This is a genomic window from Chitinophaga eiseniae, assembly GCF_012641265.1.
In the GTDB taxonomy this organism is placed as follows: Bacteria; Bacteroidota; Bacteroidia; order Chitinophagales; family Chitinophagaceae; genus Chitinophaga; species Chitinophaga eiseniae_A.
Window position 1 is genome coordinate 194,125 of the sequence record NZ_JABAHZ010000007.1, and the last position, 19,274, is coordinate 213,398.

Below are 19,274 nucleotides of genomic sequence, written 5' to 3' on the forward strand. Positions count from 1 at the left end.
TTTTTTTACTGCTTTAAAAATCAACTGCAACGCTGGCAGAATACATCCTGGTTAAAGGATAGCGGCCGCCATCCACGCCATAGAACTGGCTGTTGAGTTGTACTTCTTTACCAATGGAAGCGCCTACTTCCGGATCATAGCCTTTATACTTTGTAAAAGTGGCCAGGTTCTGCACGCCAATGGAAAGCCTTACCGCTTTTATAACCGGTTGCTTTCTCAAAAGCGAATTTGGTACATTATATCCCAGCTGTACATTCTTGATCCGTATATAAGAGCCGTCTTCCACAAAGAGATTGGTGAAGCGGTTGCCGTTGCCATTTACATCTGAACCGGTAATTCTCGGTACTTTGGTGCCGGGATTCAACAACGTAGATTTATCTCCTTCGTTGGTAAACCGGGCATAGTCGAAAGCTTCAACCAACAGGTTGCGTCCGAGGTTGATATTATTCGGGTTGGTGTTTTCAAAGCGCAGGTAGTTGTAAATATCATTGCCTTGCGAACCGGTGATCAGTACGCTCAGTTCAAAGCCTTTATAGGAGAAGGTATTGGTGAACCCGAAGGTAAATTTTGGCCAGGGATTTCCGATAAAGGTCTGATCACGGGAGTCGATTACATGATCGCCATTCAGGTCTTTGTATTTGATATCGCCTACCCATACGCCTCCGTCTTTTGATACATCGAGGCGGCTGCCATCCGCTTTTGTGGGGATAGCGCTCTTGTTGATCTCGTCTACAGAAGCGAATATGCCATCTGCCACATAGCCATAAAACAGCCAGGGCGCTTGTCCTACAGCGGCGCGTTCACTGAAGTTGTTCATGTACCAGGCGTTGTGTGAAACAAAGGCATTATCTGAATAGAACTGGAGGATTTTGGTTTTAAAGGAAGAGATATTAAAGTTGGTTCTCCATACAAAACCGCTGCCGCTCTTGATATTCACGGTGTTTAAGGTGATGCCGAAACCTTTGTTCTGCAACGAGCCGATGTTGATGGTGGGAGGCGTGATGGCGCCTTCTCCCTGTGTGCCCATGTAGGCGGGCAAAGGATTCAGCAGCAGGAGATTGTCTGTTTTTTTGATGTAGTAGTCGCCTTCCAGTTGTATCCTGTTGTCCAGCACGCTGATGTTGAAGCCTATATTTTTCGTGGTGGTAGATTCCCATTTGATGTTTTCATTTCCATACAGCGCTGTAGCGAATCCGGTTCCCCAGGGGGTGGTTACAGCGCTGAGTCGTGCATACTGCGCACCGCCGCCGCCGGTATTACCGGTAGTACCATATTCTGCGCGTAGTTTCAGGTCATTGATGAAGCTTACATTTTTCATGAAAGGCTCATTGGAAATGCGCCATGCTGCTGACACAGAGGGAAAGTAGCCCCATTTGTTGTTGACCCCGAAGTTGGAAGATCCGTCTACACGTCCGGCCAGCTGGAGAATATATTTATCATTGTATACATAGTTGATACGCCCGAGGTAAGATTCCAGTGCGCCGGAGCCTTTGCCGGAGCCGGTGGTTTGTCCCTGGGCATTACCGAGATTGAGTGAAGGAATTTCATTGCTGGCAAAACCGGTGCGGGAAGCGGAAAAGCTCTGGTAATTCCAGGCTTGTGCTTCATGGCTGGCCATTACGCTGACGCTGTGTTTCCCGAATGTTTTATTGTACTGTAACAGTTCATTGAGGTTCCAGTAGAAATTTTTGTTGCTACTGATGCTGAGGGTAGCTTTTTCATTGGAAGCATATCCCAGCTGGTAGGTAGGCGTAAATTTAGATCCGTCGGCATATTCGAAATTGCCGTTAAAGCTGGTACGGAAAGTAAGCCCCGGTATAAGATTTAATTCTGCGCTCACGCCGCCGAGGCCCCCGGTTCTTTTATAGTTGTTGTTAACCAGGTTGGCGATGGCCACCGGGTTGAGCGGGGCGTACTGCGCATTGTTACCAAATTCATTGGTAGTGGCGCCGCCCCAGCTGCCGTCCGGATTTTTTACAGGGATATTAGGCGCGAGATTGATAGCGTTTCTGATTACATCTTCGCTGGTAGCGCCCAGTTTTTCTTTCGTCTGGTAAAAATTAAGGGAGGTGCTTAGTTTGAGCCAGTCGAATGCTTTGTTGTCGAGATTGAGCCGGAAGGAGTAGCGATCAAAATTAGAGCCTATGGCGACCCCTTGCTGGGAGAAGTATTCACCTCCCATATAGTAGTTGGTGTTTTTATTCCCGTTGCTGACGGTGACCTGGTGTTTTTGCAAGGGGGCTACTCTAAAGAGTGCCTGTTGCCAGTTGGTGCCTGCGCCGAGTGCGGAAGGATTTTTGAACTCCGCAGTGGGTGTGCGATTCAGCTGGCTGGCAATTTCGTTGCTCATAATGGCAAATTGCTGCAGGCTCATCGTATTCACTTCTTCCGGCTTTTCCTGGGAAGTATAGAGATAGTTATAACTTACTTTCAGGCCTGCCTGTCCCCTTTTAGTGGTGATCAGTACCACCCCGTTGGTAGCGCGGGAGCCATATACGGCAGTAGCGGAAGGGCCCTGCAATATTTCCATGGATTCAATATCAGATGGATTGATACCTGCCAGCGGGTTAACGGAGCTGGTAACGCCATAAGATACCACTGCCGGTTGTATCTGTATTCCGTCTATCACATACAATGGCTCGTTGGTGCCACCGATGGTGTTTACGCCGCGGATATTAACAGAGATACCGCCGCCGGGCTGCCCGGAGTTTTGTGTTACATATACGCCGGCGGCGCGGCCCTGTATGGCCTGATCCAGGGTAGTGTTAATCGTTTTATTGATATCTGCAGAAGAAATAGACACCTGGGCGCTACTCTGGTCTGTTTTCTTCATGGTACCGTAGCCTATTACCACTACGTCCTGCAGTGCGCTCAAAGATTCGCTGATAACAATGTTCTGAACAGCGCCATTGCCCACGGTTACCTCTTTCGCAGTAAAACCAATAGAGCTGATGGTGAGCACCTGACCAGGGGAGGCGGTGATACTGAATTTACCCAGGGCATCGGTGACTACTCCGGTGGTAGTACCTTTAAAAACAATAGAGGCGCCGGGCACGGGTTGGCCGGATTCGTGGGCTGTAACGGTACCGGTAATTCTTTTTCCTGGAGGTGGATTTTGTGCGCTTGCAGTAAAAGCAAAGGCACAATAAGTGATCGTTAGCCATACCCATAGAGATGGCCTTCCAGTAATACTGGCTCTTTTCATACGTGGAGAAATTAAAAATTTTTAAAAAAGGAATCTTCTACTGACTTTGGTTTTGCTATTTCATAGACGTAGCATTTGTGGCGATGAGAATAAAGTTATTCTTATTGATCTTAACGCAGGGTATCCGGATGTTTATAATCCAGGCTATTATGTTGCATGGCAAGGGTATCAAATGTATACGGACGAGGGTATATTTGGTTGCAGTTATTCTTTTTTCATCCTGGCAGCATAGGCGGAAGGCAGTACCTGGTACATCATTTTGAAGTACTTAGTAAAATATTTGGGGTTGTTGAAACCTACCTCGTAGGCTACTTCTGCTACATTCATTTCTGTTTGGGTAAGCAATTGTGCTGCCCGTTGTAAGCGTACTCCCCTGATAAACTCAATAGGGGGCTGACCGGTAATACTATAGATGCGCCGGTAAACGGACACGCGGTTCATGAACAGTTCCCGGCTTAGTTCTTCTACGGAGAAGTTGGCGTTGGACAGCTGTTTATTCACAATTTCCAGTGCTTTTTGCATGAACTTTTCATCGGCTGATAATATGGTGGCGGTATCTTCCGGGGGCGGCAACACGAGCATTTGTTTGGCGGGCGCCTTGCGTGTCAATAGATTACGTACCCGGGAGAGCATGATTTCGAATCGTACCGGTTTAATAATATAATCATCCGCGCCGTTTTCCAGTCCACGCAACTGTTCTTCTTCCGTTGTGAGGGCGGTCAGTAATATCACGGGAATTTGCCGGGTACGGTTATCGTTTTTGATTTTAGTACAGAGGGCCAGGCCGTTCATGGCCGGCATATTAATGTCGCTTACTACCAGGTCGGGATGCGCCGACAGGGTTTTTTGCCAGCCGCTGACGCCGTCGGTCGCCTCAATAATATGATAGTGGGCTTTCATGTTTTCTTTCAGATAAAAGCGGAAGTCGTCGTTATCTTCTACCAGCAGGATGGTTTGTTTCTCTTCCTGTTTTAACCTGCTAACAGGTTCAGGAGTGATGGGTTCCGGTAAGCCAGGCGCCACTAAGTTGGCAGTGATGGCAGGTTCCGGCGGCATAGTGGTAGCAGGAAGTATTTCCAGGGGTAAGTGAAGGGTAAAGGTAGTTCCCTTATTCACCTCGCTGGTCACCCCGATGGTGCCTTTACATAGTTTGATGAATTCCCGGGTAATGGCGAGGCCCATACCGCTGCCCTGGTTCACAAATCCGCCGGGGGAGTCGCTGTGGAAAAACTGCTCAAAGATTTTTTCATGCCGTTCCGGGGGGATACCGATCCCGGTATCTTCTACGCGGATTTCGAGGAGCGCCTGATCGTTTGTTGGGGTATAGCCGGTAAATACTTTTACACTACCACCAGAGAGGGTGAATTTAAAGGCATTGGAGAGCAGGTTAAATAGTATGCGCTCTATTTTATCGTGATCGAAGCTGGTAAATAAGGTTTCATTTTCGGCAAAAAAGGAAAATTCCACCTGTTTGCGTTCGGCCAGGTCCGTAAACGAGTACACCACATCGCGGATAAACGCGATAATGTCGCCATTGGCCGGATTTAACTTTAGTTCCTGCATTTCCATCTTCCGGAAATCCATCAACTGGTTAGCCAGGTAAAGCAGTCGTTTGGCATTACGGCGTATCAGGTATAGTTTATGGCGGAAGTTATGGTCGGCTTCATGGGTAATGACTTCTTCCAGTGGCGCCATGATCAGTGAAACCGGTGTTTTGAATTCGTGACTGAGATTGGTGAACAGTTTGATTTTGAGCATGTCCAGTTCGTGCAATTGCCGGGCTTCGCGCCGCTCCTGTTCCAGTGCAAAACGGCGCTGCGCCCGGCGAAGTACAATCTTTCTCAGCAGCAGCAGGATAGCGGCTATCAGCAGCAGGTAAATTATGTAGGCCAGTGGCGTTGCCCAAAAGGGTGGCAGGATGCGTATATGCAGGGAAATGCCCTTCCATTGATTCACCTGGTCATCGCTGACTACCCGCAGGTATAAGGTATAGTTGCCGGGGTTGATATTGGTGTAGTTAATACGCCTGGATTTTCCATCGGTTGTTTGCCAATCTTTATTAAACCCTTCTAGTTTATAGGCGTAGGTATACCGGTTCTTATCGGTATTGGTAAAGTCGAGTGTGGCGAAATCAATGGAAAAATCGTTTTCATTATGACGTAGCACAATTTTCCGGGTTTCCGGCATCGCAGCAGGAAGTATGACGTGGTGGTGTATGGTTTCATTTACCGCAATGGTGCGGTTAAATAGTTGCAGGCTGGTAAACACAATGGGTGGTTCCTGCCGGATGGGTTTTACAGCAGCCGGGTTAAAAATATTGAAGCCGTCGTAGCCACCAAACAGCAGTTCGCCGGATCTGAGTTTTAGCGCGGCGTTGATGTTAAACGCATTGCCCTGCAGGCCGTCTTTTTCATCGTAGTTATGGCAGTTGATGTTGATCCTGCCATTTTTTTCCGGTAGCACCGTTATTTTGCTCAGACCATTGGAAGTGCTTACCCACAGGTGGTGGTCGTTGTCTTCCAGGATAGAGATAATGTTGTTGTCGGGCAGCCCGTCTTTCATGCGAAAAACGAAGAACTGTTGTTTGTCGGGATCATAGGCATTGAGGCCATCGCGGGTACCGACCCACATGATGCCACGGCTGTCGCAGAGCAGGGAGTTGGTATTGTCATTACTTAGTTGATGCGAGTCGTGCAGGTAGTGAATGTATACGCCTTTGGCTTTATCCAGTACATCGATGCCGTAGGCGGTGCCTATCCAGAGGTTGCCTTTGCGGTCTTCCGCCAGGTCGGTAATGAAATTGGAGTGAACGGAGTTAGGTATGTTGACGTTGTTGTGGTAGAACAAACCGGCCGACTGATCGAAGCGATCGAGGCCTCCTCCCAGGGTGCCAATCCAAAAATTCTGCTGGCTATCTTTATAGATCTTCCACACACTTTTACTACCGAGGCTGTTGTTGGCGGCGCCCGGCCGGTAGTGGGTAATGTGGCCATTGGCGTAGTGATCGAGGCCACCGAAGTAGTACCCAATCCACAGGCTATTATCATTGTCTAAAAACAGGCTTAATATTACATCGCTGCTGATGCTGTTATCATTTCCCGGATCATGTTTTAGCTGTGAGAACATATTGGCCTGGCGATCGAAATAGATGAGCCCTCCGCCATTAGAGCCGATCCATATATTTCCTTTCCTGTCTTCCGTAAAACAGTTTACATCATTATAGTTTAAACTCTGCGGATCGGCATATTTGTGCACATACAATGAAAACTTCATCATGTTTTCTGCATAGTAACTGACGCCTCGTTTATAGGTGCCGCACCAGATGATGCCCATGTTATCTTTATAGAGGGTATAAATGGTGTTTTCCGCGATACTCTTCACATCTTCCGGACGTTTACGGAGATAGTAGCAGCTGAAGTCGGCCTTGTTCAATACATTGATACCACCATGATCGGTACCTATCCAGATTTGCCCCTTTTCATCCTGTACAATGCTGTTGATGATATCGTTATTGAGGGCACTATTTTTAGAAGTGAAGCGGCGTATGTCACCATTTTTACTGTTGATATAGACGATCCCGAAATCGGTGTTTGGCATGTATATCCATTTGTCGAGCTGTGCGTCGGTAAAGAGCCGGAGGAATAATGGCCGGTTGTCGATGAAATGGGTGAGAGTATCGGTGTGAGACAGCAGTTGCCCGTTTTTTTCCTGTAGTATATCCAGCTCGCCGTTGATGTAAAGAATGCCTAATTGGCCCGGCGCAGTGGAAGTAATATCCGCTACCGGTAAACCTGAATGGTATTGCCGGCGTTGTACTTTTTCCCCGGTCAGCTGATAGATGTTACCGTCCTGGTAGCCTATCCAGCAGGATTGGCCGGTTTGCTGCAAGGCGGTAATTCCGGTAGTGGGCAGGTCTTTACTTTTTAGCCAGCCGGCGGCATTGGCAAATTGTTCGGTAACAGGATCATACAACACATCGCCATTCCGGGTGCGTATAAACAACCGGTTGCCGGGGGCGGCAGTAATGGCGGTAACATAGTCGTCGGAGATAGAAGCAGAATCGGTGGCACTATGCCGGAACACCTTGCAGTTAAAGCCATCGTAGCGATTCAGTCCACTCATGGTGCCAAACCACATGAATCCACGATTATCTTTAAAGATGCAATTTACCTGGTTATTGGAAAGGCCGTTGTTAACATTCAGGGAGGAAAACTCCTGGGCATTGGCAGGTAGCAGGAGGTATAATAGCAGTGAGATCAGTAGCGTTGTCTTTAACATAACGTGTGGTAGTGGCGTAGTATAAATATAAACATATTAGGGAGATAAAAGTAGCGGGGATTAGTTGTCGTTTTTACATTTAAAGCCATTAAGGGAGGAAGTATTTAACGCATAAAATTCATTGTTTTTTATTTTTATGCTACTGGCGCAAAGGAAATTGCCTCCTTTTGAAATTGAAACAGTTGAACCGAAACGAACTTTCCTCGAGAAAATCTTTCTTTTGCATGAAAACTTCCAAAAACCTCGTGAAAAATGGAGGTATGAAAGGTTATCTCGCCACTATTATGATTTATATAAGCTGATGGGTACGGGGCATGCAGCAGATGCATTAGTTGATGAAGGGCTATATAAACATATTGTTGCCCATAGATATTTGTTCAATCACGAAGGTGGCGTTGATTATAAGCAGCATGCCCCTGCAACTATCAGTTTCCTTCCTCCCGAAGAAGTGTTTGATCTTTGGTCGAAAGATTTTGAAACTATGAGAGAGTATATGATCTTCGGACAAACAACTGATTTCAAGCAGATGGCAGATGAACTTAGAATTTTACAGCAAAATATCAACGCCATGGCCTATGCTGAATTTATTAATGTCGAAGAGCCTGTCGACAATCGACGCTAAGTAAATGGCTTTGAGTGGTGTGACAGCTATAGCTATTTTAGATATTGATAGTATCACGTGATACTATCATTCTACGTATCAGTTTAGTATTGGGGTATATGTCATCTGATCGAAGAAGATAGTTAAAATAACAAAACCCACTCCGAGAGTGGGTTTCTTATCGTTGCCTGACCTGGATTCGAACCAAGACAAACAGAGTCAGAGTCTGTCGTACTACCGTTATACTATCAGGCAATAGTAAATCAGGACCGCGAAATTATAACTTTTCTCATAAATACCAAATTTTTAACTACTTTTTATTGCGGTTTGTGCAAAAAATATGCTGTAATAGCATGGCAGCCAGGTATTTATATCCCACTGAATTACCATTTCAGCCTCTTCCCTTATCCTTGTAAGTGCAACCGCATTTGTAAAACCCTGCAATCAATACCCTCAAATTATGCTGTTAACAACCGCCACGTCTTTCCTGCGTCCCGCTCCCGGCTTTGCCTCGTTTATCTTTGCCCATCGCCGGAACCAACTGTTATTGACAGGTGCGGTAATAATGGCCGTGATTAAAATGATGCTGTTTAAACATTTTTTCCCGTATATGGATTTTACGTCCGATACCGGGTCTTATATGGAAACAACCCTGAAGCATATGGATTATAATATCTGGCCTATTGGATATTCCAGGTTTCTATGGCTGTTTCACCAGGTGTCGCACTCAGAAACAGTGCTGGCAGTGCTGCAATTTACTTTGCTGGAGATGAGCGCTTTCTTCTTTTATTTCAGCGTGGTATATATCTTTCACCCTGAAAGCTATTTCCGCTATGGGTTTTATGCCTTCCTGCTCATTAACCCTTTGTTTCCTTTCCTGGGCAACTATTTTATTTCAGATGCCTTGTTTTTGTCATTGGGACTGACCTGGATTACATTACTGCTGTGGATGCTGCATAAACCTACCACCATTTTGCTGGTATTGCATGGACTGGTGTTGGGAGCAGCATTTACTATACGTTATAACGCCATGTTTTATCCGCTGGTGGCATTGATTCCTGTCTTGTGTGCCCGGTACCGGCCCTGGCAGAAGATAACGGCTATTTTGCTGCCGGTGGTGCTCATTACTGCCTTTGTATTGTTTGTGCGACAAAAGAGTTATGAGCATGCGGGTATACGTTTGTTTTCCGCTTTCAGTGGCTGGCAGATGATGAATAACTCGATGTATATGCTGCAGTATGTTAAAATAGATTCCACAGGCGCACCTGCTGTGTTGGAACCTATGCATAAGCTGGTGTACCAGTATTGTACCCTGTTGAAACAGGGTAAAGGCAGGATAGATCCTAGCCTGGGATCGGCATTTATGTGGGATAACGGCGGACCTCAAAAGATCATGCTTGCGCGTTATAACCAGGCGCACCCGGGAAAAGATACTTATACGGGCTGGGCGAATGTGGCGCCCTTGTTTGGTAGTTATGGTGCGTACATGATAAAAAAATATCCCTGGGACTTTTTGCATTATTACATATGGCCTAATGCCAAACAATACCTCTTCCCTGAAATGGAAGTACTGGCAGCTTATAACCGCCCTTATATGGGATCCAACCTGCAAAATGTGGCAGCTTTCTTTACAGATGGTGCAAAAGAAAAGCCTGTAGGTAAATACGGGGATGCACAACTAACGCTCATGGCTATATTTCCCTGGCTGATCGTTGTTTGTCATGTGCTGTTCCTGGAGGAAACGATCCGTTACCTTATCAGGAAAGGGATCAGGCGTACCTCCCGCAAATTTAACCTCGCCTTGTTGCTATGCTGGACTTTCATCCTGCTCAACTTTGGCTTCAGCGTGTTTGCAGCGCCTATTGTGCTGCGTTACCAGGTATTGCTCATTGTATTATTGCTGGGATATACGCTGTTACTGACAGAGATCATCGATATGCCGGAGCGCTCGCCCGAAGAAATAGCGGCGGAAGACGAACTGGTGATGCTGGGTATCTGAACAAAGAAGATATGCCCGATAAAGTTTTTTTCGCTGTATCTTAACCGGCGGAAGAAGCCTGTATTGTGTACATCTTTTCCACCGGTCATGTTCAGCATACAACAACAGCGCATGGATGTTTATGAAGACGACAATCATATTTATTGGGAACGCCTGAGAAAAGGCGACAAACAGGCGTTGTTTGCGTTGTATAATAACACCTATTCACATTTGCTGCGATTTGGATTGAAGATGGGTAGCAACGATGAACTGGTAAAAGATTGTATTACCCAGTTGTTCCTGCAACTATGGACCAAACAGGCTACCCTGCCACCTGTTACGAATGTGCAGGGATACCTGTTTACCGCCCTGAAACGGCAACTACTTGATCAGTTGGCCTACCAGGCTAAGATCCATGCCGCTATTCACCGGATGACGGATAAGGAAGCAGAGAGTGAGTTGTCGTACGAAGAAATAATTATCCGCAGCCAGCAGGACGAAGAAATAAAGCACCGCCTGCAACAGGCCCTGAAAGCGTTAACTCCCCGGCAGATAGAGCTGGTAAGGCTGAAATTTTTTGAAGGAATGACTTACGAACAAATTGCTGCCCAGACATCGCAAACCGTGAAAACGGCCTATAATACGATCTATGATGCCATCAAGGCGCTAAGAAAAATGCTGAAATAAACAGCATCCTTTCTCTCTCCCAAAAAAATATTGAAAAATCCTTAGGAAAAAAGCTGCTTTATGCCGTCTGTATATCCAAAGGCATTACCTACATGAATTTCCAGGATTACGAAGCCATCGATTTTGCTTGCGACGAATCTTTCCAGCGTTATTGCCTGGATGAGCAGGAGGCAGATATGCAGTTTTGGGAAAACTGGATAACCCGGCATCCCGAAAAAAGCACTGCTGTGGCTGAAGCCCGCCATATGGTGATGTTGCTATCTGCCGGCCAGGGCAATCGACTGGAGCAGTTAAAACACCTGGAGGATGGGATTGCGCGCTATGAGCTGCTGCATCAGGCGTTGCTGGAAGAAACTGCTCCTGTAACAACACGCCAGTCCCGGCGTATATGGCCATATGCCGCGATGATAGGAGGCGCACTCGTGCTGGCTGCCGGCGTGTTATTTTTTCCGCGGCATCAGCCAGGCCCCACTGAAAAGGCCACCGCTATCAAGGCGGGCAACGACCCAAGGAAAACAGTGGTGTTACCTGATGGCTCCGCAATCGTTTTACGGCAAAACAGCGCCATACAACTGGCGCCCGGATTTAATCACAACAACAGGAGCCTCACCCTTACCGGTGAAGCCTTTTTCGATGTTACCCAAAATGCACAGTTTCCCTTTATTGTACATACTGCTGCACTCGATATCAAAGTGCTGGGCACTGTTTTTAATGTGAGCGCCTATACAGGTAGCGGGCAAACAGCCACCGCCCTGTTTAAAGGGAAGATAGAGGTAACATTGGCCGGTAAACCCGCACAGAAAATAGTATTAGCACCTAATCAGAAATTAACAACCAATACAACCACTCCTTTTACAGTAGCGCCATTGGATGCAGACCCGGTAAATCACAAAGCCAGGGAAATTGCCTGGGTAAGAAACCGGCTGGAAATAGAGAATGAACCGCTGGAACAAATCGCTGCCAAATTGGAAAAATGGTATGGCATCCGGGTCGTATTTGCCGACAATACCGTGAAGCAGTACCGCTATTCAGGAACTTTCGAGAGTGAAACAATCATAAAAGCGCTGGACGCGCTGCAATTATCGTATCCATTTAATTTTAAAATGCTCAACGGAGAAATTATTATCAGTAAGTAAACGATATATCAACCAAAAATAAAAGGGGGAGGTGCTGGAACACTTCCCCCGGACTTAGGTCAGAAAAATGTCGGATTTGATCATTTACTAAACCAACATCAAAGGTATGTTAAAACTTGTATTCCTGGAGTGGAAGGGAAAACCTGTTCCCACCGGCAAACTGCTGCTAACTATGAAATTGACAGTCTTTCTTTTTTTAATCTGCCTGCAGGTACAAGCTATTTGTTCCGCACAGGAAACCATTACCCTGCAGGTAAAAGAAACCAGTATCAGGCAACTGCTGAAAACACTGGAACATCAAACCACCTACCGGTTTGTGTTTCATGATAAAACACTGCCCGCCGATAAAAAGGTCACCGTTGCTGCCAAAGAGGCTACCCTGGATGCGGTAATGGCCCAGGCCCTCGCCGGTACAGGACTGGCCTACCGGCTCAAGGAAGATGGGCTGGTAGTGATTTATGCCGATGCAGCTGCTAAAGCGGCAGTGGACATTGCCATCCATGGAACGGTGCGGGGAACGGATAATCTTCCCCTCCCCGGCGTTACCGTAAGGGCAACCGGCACCACTATCGGTACCCTCACCCATACCGACGGTACCTATACCCTGAATGTACCCGACAACACTAAATCGCTCCAGTTCTCCCTGGTAGGCTATGTAAGTCAACAGGTAGATATTGACCAGCGATCCGAAATAAATGTAAAACTAATTGAAGATATAAAAACCCTGAACGCGGTAACGGTTACCGGCTACACGAACTATGCCCGCGATAAATCTACCGCGGCCTCCGGTGTAGTGGGCGCCGATAAAATTACCCAGGTGCCCATGGCCAGCTTCGACCAGATCCTGCAGGGACGCGTGCCCGGCATGGTGGTATCTGCCGGCTCCGGCCAGCCCGGCGCCAGCGCTAAAGTAACCATCAGGGGCGTAGGTACTATCAATGGCAGCTCCGCTGCCCTCTACGTAATGGATGGCATCCCCATTGAATCCGGCCAATTCCAGGGCATTAACCCCGAAGATATTGCCTCCGTTACGGTGCTGAAAGATGCGTCCGCCAAAGCCCTGTACGGATCCCGCGGCTCCAACGGCGTGATCGTGATCACTACCAAAAAAGGACAATCCGGTAAAGTAGGCATCGCGTATAAATCGCAATACGGTTTTTCCAACATGACCACCCCCAAATACCAGATGATGAATTCGGCCGAAGTCCTGCAGTTCCAGGAAGAAGTAGGCCTGGAAACCGGCGAAAGTAATGGCCCTGGCTGGGATTATTCTCCCAAAAATCCTGACTATGCTACCAAAACCCCACAGGAACAACAACAGGCTAACCACATCCTCGACAGTCTCAGAGGCATGAATACCAACTGGAGAAAAATATTCCTGCAAACAGGTAAGTTCCAGGAACATCAGTTAAGTGCCAGCGGCGGCAATGATAATGTGAGATTTTATAGCTCTGTGAATTATTTCGATCAGCAGGGTATCGCCCGGCGGTCGGGGCTCAGGCGCTATAGCCTGAAAAATAATGTAGACTTTAATGCCGGCAGATTAACTGCCAATATTAACATCGGGCTCGCCTACTCCGAATCTTCATTCATACGGCGGGAAGGCTCCAGCAACGGCGATAATACCTTGTCGGCCGTATACTATGCCATGCCCTACGAATACCCCTACGCGCCCGACGGTACGCTCATGACCCGGTACAACCGCGATAAATATCCCACATTGGATCCCCGCGAGGGCAGCCGCGCACTGGAAGCAATGTTGAATACCTCCAGCAAAGAAAACCAGCTGAAAAGTATTATCGGTACGTCGCTGAACTATCAACTGGCAAAAGGACTGGTAGCGAAAACGCGGCTGGGACTAGACTTCAGGGAAACCGTTGCTGAACAATATGTAAACCCCGATTCTTATTCCGGCTATAAAATCGACAACGGTTCCAAAGGCAGCTTCGGTGAAGGCACTACCCGCAACTTCACCCTGGTAAGTACTTCAGGGCTTACCTGGTCCAAAATAATTAACAGGATGCATGACTTCGAAGTATCCGGTTACTTCGAGTTTACAAAGAATAACTACCGTTCTTTCGACTATACCGGTTACGACCTCGATGGCCGCCTGCCGGCTACACCGGCTGCCATTACCCCAGGTTCGCCCTACACGCCATTGTTGCATGGCGGCCGTACACAAAGTGCATTGGCATCCTATATCGCAGTAGGCCGTTATACCTTCAACGAAAAATATACCCTCAACGCCAGCTACCGGCGTGACGGCGCTTCCACCGTGCCGATCAACAACCGCTGGCATGGTTTCTATTCCTTTGGCCTGGGCTGGGAAGTGAAGAAGGAAAATTTCCTGGCAGACAACAACTTTATCAATAACCTGCGCTTCCGCGCCAGCTACGGTACTTCCGCGAATCCATTTTCCGGGCTCGGACCATTCGCCTATTTCCGTACCTATAAAACAGACCAATACGGCGGCATCCCGGCTATTGTTCCTTCACAACCCGGCAACCCGGCCTACGACTGGGAGTATGCCAAGGAGCTTAACGTAGGCTTCGATCTTGGTGTATGGAATAACCGCATCCGCCTCGTTACCGATGTATATAATAAAGTAACCAACAACCTGTTTGTAGATCAACCGATGTCCATCACCTCTGGCTTCTACAGCATGTTCCTGAACTCAGGCGCCATGCGTAACAGGGGGATAGAAATGGATATCCAGGGAGATGTGATCCGCCGTAAAGATTTTACCTGGAGTGTAGGCGCCAACTTTGCCTATAATAAAAACGTGATCACCGACCTGGGTGGCGCCGGCGAATTTACCCAGGGCCTTTCCCAGATTGTAAGAGTAGGATTGCCTTACGGTTCCCACTACGCGCCTAAATGGGCCGGCGTAAATCCCGAAACCGGTGATCCGCAATACTATGACCGCCAGGGTAAGAAAACTTCCAACTATAACGAAACAGCACTAAGCGTTGCTGAATTTGGTACCTATATTCCGCCCTTCACCGGTGGTTTCAATACATCGCTTAACTGGAAAGGATTTTACGCCAACGCCCTGTTTACGTTTGCGGATAAGGCCATGCGCTACCTGAATGAAGACTACTACAACGAAAACCCTTCTTTCGCCAGCAGTAACCAATCTAAACGTATGTTATACGACCGCTGGAAAAAGCCCGGCGATAACGCCATCCTGCCCAGGATCACTGCTGCTCGGAACTACTCTTCAAAAGATATCCAGGACGCTTCTTATATCCGTTTAAGGAATGTGAACATCGGGTATAACTTCCCGAAACAATTGTTAACGCACTTAAAATTTGTGCAGGGTATACAGGTATTTGCACAGGCGCAGAACCTTTATACCTGGACCAAATGGAAAAGCTTTGATCCGGAAAATAATAATGGGGAAGGCATGTTTGACTACCCCAGTGCACGGACCTACACCTTTGGCCTGAATGTTAATTTCTAAAATCAGCAACTATGATGTTTCGTCATTTAAAATATATTGCACTACTGCTGCCGTTCATTTTATTTTCCTGCAATAAGCAGCTGGACCTGCAACCTACCGACTCTATTATTGATCCGGAAAGAACCTTCCGCAATGTGGCCGACCTGAATGGCGGGCTGCTGGGCGCTTATACACAGCTCACCTACAATACGATCTACAGCGTATCGCTGGTAACAGATGAATGTATGTTGCCCAATGAAAATAACCTGGGTAGGGGTATTGCCACTTACCGCTGGCAAATAGATCCGGGGACCACCACTATTACCGGTTCTTTTGGTGAATATTACATTACACTGGATCGCGTAAACCGGGTGCTCGCCGCTATTAACCGCGTGCCCGCCAAAGGCGATGATATTGCGCTGAAAGAAAAATACCGTGGCGAGGGATTGGCATTGCGCGCCTATTGCCATTTCCAGCTGTTGCAGAGTTATGCAGAAGCATATGATCCAGCTGCGATGGGCGTGCCCCTGATGGATACTTCCATCAACAGTTTCCCTGCCCGTAATACTTTTGGAGAAGTGATGGCAGGTATAGAAAAAGATCTGCAGCTGGCCAGTACCCTGATTCCTGCGGATGCAGACGATAATACACGGATTACCCGTACCGGCGTTGCCGCTATCCGTGCCCGCGTAGCGCTGTACCAGAAAAAATGGGACGACGCCATCACCTATGCCACGGAAGCAATCGATGCCCTGCCATTGGCTACTGCCAGCGAATTTCCCGGCATCTGGAAAGATACCAAATCGGCCGAGGTGATCTGGAAGCTGAAACAGGTAGCCGGCGCCGACGACCCGGTGGGCGCTATTTACTATGATGGTGACATCGTGTATTATGCGCCTTCCTTTGAACTGATTAACCTGTTCGATAAGAACAATGATGTGCGTTACCCTGCTTACATTCTGTATGATGATACTCGCGGTGATGGCACCTCAAAGTATATCGTGAATAAATATTTCGGCCCTGCTGGTAATCCCGGCCTCGCTGATATCAAGTTGTTCAGAACCGGGGAAATGTACCTGATCCGTGCCGAAGCACTGGCGGAAAAAAATAAAGTGACCGACGGCGCCGCAGATCTCAATACCCTGCGGACCGCCCGTATCAATGGTTATACGCCGGAAGCATTTGCCGGTAAAGATGCCCTGATCAACGCCATTTATACCGAACGTTTCAAAGAACTGGCCTTCGAGGGACAACGATTGTTTGACCTCAGAAGAAGAAATCTTTCTGTAACCAGGAACCCGGAAGACGCCATCAATGCGCAGGGCAAAGTATTGCTAAAGCCCGGCGACAAAGGGTATGTTTTCCCTATTCCCGATGCAGAAACCAAAGCCAACAAAAACATGAAACAAAACCCGGGCTACTAGTCTTCCGGCTTTACGGTAAAACCATAACAACGATCAGATGAAAATAAATCAGCTCTTTTTTCCGCTTATAACGGCAACGGCTACCTGTTTTTCTGCCTGCTATCAATCTGCTCCCAAAACGCCCGTTATTCCCGGGCGTCCGGCGTCTATCGGTTTTATAGGCGATACAGCTGATATCTCTGCACCTGTGAAAGGTGGTGTGGTGTTGATTGGTGGCGGAGGTAATGTAGACGGGGCCTTTCAATGGATGCTGTCACGCAGTGGTGGTGGAGATGTAGTGGTACTCACTGCTTCCGGCAACGGCGGCTATAACGCAGATATCGATTCGCTGGGAAAGGTAAACTCAGTGGAAACCCTGAACATCACCAGCCGGGAACTGGCCAACAACGACACTGTGGCGTACATTATCCGCCATGCAGAGATGCTGTTTATTGCCGGTGGAGATCAGTCGAGATATATGCAGCAATGGAGAGGTACTAAAGTAGATGCGGCTATTAATTACCTGCTGCAGGAAAAGAAAGTGCCCGTAGGAGGCACCAGCGCCGGATGTGCTATTTTGAGCGGTTGGTATTATAGTGGGGAAGGTGGCAGTGCCGTATCCGACTCTGTACTCGCCAACCCATATGATTCACTCGTAAAACTCTATAATAACGACTTCCTCCATGCGCCATACCTGCAACAGGTAATCAGCGACCAACACTACCTGAAACGTCACCGGGAAGGCAGGCATGTTACCTTTATGAGCCGTATTATAAAAGACAATGCTGTTTTCCCACGCGGTATTGCACCCGATGAGAAAACGGCAGTATGTATCGATGAAAATGGGATGGCCACGGTATATGGCGTAAGCAAAGCTTGTTTTATTATGACAGATAGTCTTAAAAAACCAGAACTTTGCGAGAACGGTCAACCGCTGGAATGGAACCATGCCGGGCAGGCATTGAAAGTGTATGAAATACCTGCTTCGGCCAATGGCAACGGCAGCTTTTCCGTGGCCGACTTCGACCCGGCCAAGGCCAGCGGTGGTAGCTGGTATTGGTGGTGGGTAGAAAAAGGGCAACTGAAGAAAAAAGCAATTTGATGATTTCTAATAAAGTTTGATATGAAAGTACGGTTTGGTTATTTGTTTTTCCTGGTATCCTGGATATTGTTTTTAACGCCGGCTATGGCACAGGAAAAAACGCCTTCTTATGTATTGGTGATCCATGGAGGAGCTGGTACTATCCTGAAAAAGAATATGACACCGGAGAAAGAAGCTGCTTATAAAGCTTCCCTGAAAAAGGCCCTGGAAACGGGCTACCGGGTGCTGCAATCAGGCGCCAGCAGTCTCGATGCCGTAGAAGCTACGGTAAAAGTACTGGAAGACGATTCCCTCTTCAATGCCGGTAAAGGTGCTGTATTTACGCACGATGGCCGGAATGAGCTGGACGCGGCTATCATGAACGGTAAAACCAAAGCTGCCGGTGCGGTAGCAGGTGTTACCACCGTACGTAATCCCATCACCGCCGCCCGCGCCGTGATGGAAAAATCAGAACATGTGATGCTGGTAGGTCCCGGCGCCGATAAGTTTGCCAAAGAAGCCGGACTGGTCATTGTAGATCCTTCTTACTTCAGAACAGAAACACGCTGGAACGACCTGCAAAGAGCGTTGAAAGACGATTCTATTGCGGCACTTAAAACGCACGTATCGAATAATCCCGGCAAGCTGGGTATTAAGAACAGGGACTATAAGTTCGGTACTGTTGGCGCGGTGGCCCTGGATAAACAAGGTAACCTGGCGGCTGCTACTTCTACCGGAGGTATGACGGATAAGAAATTCGGCCGCATTGGCGATTCGCCTATTATTGGCGCGGGTACGTATGCCAACAACGAAACTGCTGCTATCTCCTGTACCGGCTGGGGCGAATTTTATATCCGCAATGTGGTAGCGTACGATTTATCTGCCCTGATGGAGTATAAAGGATATACAGTGCAACAGGCGGGTAAAACAGTGATCAGGAAAGTAGGCGATATGGGTGGCGATGGCGGCCTGATTGCGCTGGATAAAAAAGGTAATATGACCATGTCTTTCAATACGGAAGGCATGTATCGCGGTAGTGTTACCAAAGACGGTAAAATAGAAGTCTTTATTTATAAAGATTAATAAATAATATAAACGGATGCAGATAACACTGCTTATCTGTATCCGTTTATATCTTGTCACTTCATGGGGCCTTTCTCGGTATCATCTTCTTCCGGAAAAGTAGGATTGATATCTTCGTCGGTAATATGCTCTTCTTCCAGTAAATCATCTATCTGTTCGTCTTCCATTTCTTCATCTTCCAGTTCTTCCGAATGGTCGGCCTCTGACCGTGATTGCTCATCCTGGTTGCCTTTGGGCGGTACGGGCTGCTGCTGATTCAGCACCACGTCATCCGGTTGCAGGTCATTATCCCGCAGTGGACCAGGTGTTTCAGGTATTTTTTGCATAGCGTTTTTTATAAAATCAGCTCCAAACACTACACCATAAAGAAGTGGTTGACT

Annotated in this window: 11 protein-coding genes and 1 tRNA gene; 8 read left to right on the forward strand and 4 right to left on the reverse strand. The window is 47.6% G+C overall.

Features of this window, described 5'->3' with window-relative positions; all coding sequences use genetic code 11:
- Window positions 1-13 precede the first annotated feature (13 nt).
- Both HGH91_RS25150 and HGH91_RS25155 read right to left on the reverse strand, forming a co-directional pair.
- On the reverse strand, window positions 14-3,205 hold the full coding sequence (locus HGH91_RS25150) for a SusC/RagA family TonB-linked outer membrane protein (RefSeq protein WP_168741644.1): 3,192 nt from the start codon (window positions 3,203-3,205) through the stop codon (window positions 14-16).
- Between the two features lie 204 nt (window positions 3,206-3,409).
- Complete coding sequence (locus tag HGH91_RS25155) at window positions 3,410-7,483, reverse strand: hybrid sensor histidine kinase/response regulator transcription factor (RefSeq protein ID WP_168741645.1); 4,074 nt, start codon at window positions 7,481-7,483, stop codon at window positions 3,410-3,412.
- A 136-nt stretch (window positions 7,484-7,619) separates the two neighbouring features.
- Between HGH91_RS25155 and HGH91_RS25160 the strand changes: the two genes are divergently transcribed.
- Window positions 7,620-8,105 carry a nucleotidyl transferase AbiEii/AbiGii toxin family protein gene (locus HGH91_RS25160; protein WP_168741646.1) on the forward strand — a complete coding sequence of 162 codons (486 nt, stop codon included), beginning with the start codon at window positions 7,620-7,622 and terminating at the stop codon, window positions 8,103-8,105.
- Window positions 8,106-8,268: 163 nt separating this feature from the next.
- Here HGH91_RS25160 and HGH91_RS25165 read toward each other — a convergent pair.
- Window positions 8,269-8,339 (reverse strand) — tRNA-Gln (locus tag HGH91_RS25165).
- 205 nt (window positions 8,340-8,544) lie between these two features.
- On the opposite strand from HGH91_RS25165, the gene HGH91_RS25170 reads away from it, so the two are divergent.
- The 7 genes from HGH91_RS25170 to HGH91_RS25200 all read left to right on the forward strand — a co-directional run bounded on the left by HGH91_RS25170 (window position 8,545) and on the right by HGH91_RS25200 (window position 18,894).
- Window positions 8,545-10,083: a hypothetical protein gene (locus tag HGH91_RS25170; protein ID WP_168741647.1), complete on the forward strand. Its 1,539-nt coding sequence runs from the start codon at window positions 8,545-8,547 to the stop codon at window positions 10,081-10,083.
- Between the two features lie 87 nt (window positions 10,084-10,170).
- Window positions 10,171-10,749, forward strand: a complete 579-nt coding sequence (locus HGH91_RS25175) for an RNA polymerase sigma factor (protein WP_168741648.1) — start codon at window positions 10,171-10,173, stop codon at window positions 10,747-10,749.
- A gap of 92 nt (window positions 10,750-10,841) precedes the next feature.
- Entirely contained in the window at window positions 10,842-11,885 is a 1,044-nt protein-coding gene (locus tag HGH91_RS25180) for a FecR family protein (protein WP_168741649.1), read from the forward strand.
- A 106-nt stretch (window positions 11,886-11,991) separates the two neighbouring features.
- Window positions 11,992-15,348, forward strand: coding sequence for a SusC/RagA family TonB-linked outer membrane protein (locus tag HGH91_RS25185; RefSeq protein WP_211092420.1), 3,357 nt, complete (start codon window positions 11,992-11,994; stop codon window positions 15,346-15,348).
- 11 nt (window positions 15,349-15,359) lie between these two features.
- Window positions 15,360-16,751, forward strand: a complete 1,392-nt coding sequence (locus tag HGH91_RS25190) for a RagB/SusD family nutrient uptake outer membrane protein (protein WP_168741650.1) — start codon at window positions 15,360-15,362, stop codon at window positions 16,749-16,751.
- A gap of 37 nt (window positions 16,752-16,788) precedes the next feature.
- A complete protein-coding gene (locus tag HGH91_RS25195) occupies window positions 16,789-17,832 on the forward strand; it encodes a cyanophycinase (RefSeq protein ID WP_168741651.1) in 1,044 nt (347 codons plus the stop codon).
- A 21-nt stretch (window positions 17,833-17,853) separates the two neighbouring features.
- Window positions 17,854-18,894, forward strand: coding sequence for an isoaspartyl peptidase/L-asparaginase family protein (locus tag HGH91_RS25200; protein WP_168741652.1), 1,041 nt, complete (start codon window positions 17,854-17,856; stop codon window positions 18,892-18,894).
- 56 nt (window positions 18,895-18,950) lie between these two features.
- On the opposite strand, the gene HGH91_RS25205 is transcribed toward HGH91_RS25200, so the two are convergent.
- A complete protein-coding gene (locus HGH91_RS25205; RefSeq protein WP_168741653.1) occupies window positions 18,951-19,220 on the reverse strand; it encodes a hypothetical protein in 270 nt (89 codons plus the stop codon).
- Window positions 19,221-19,274 lie beyond the last annotated feature (54 nt).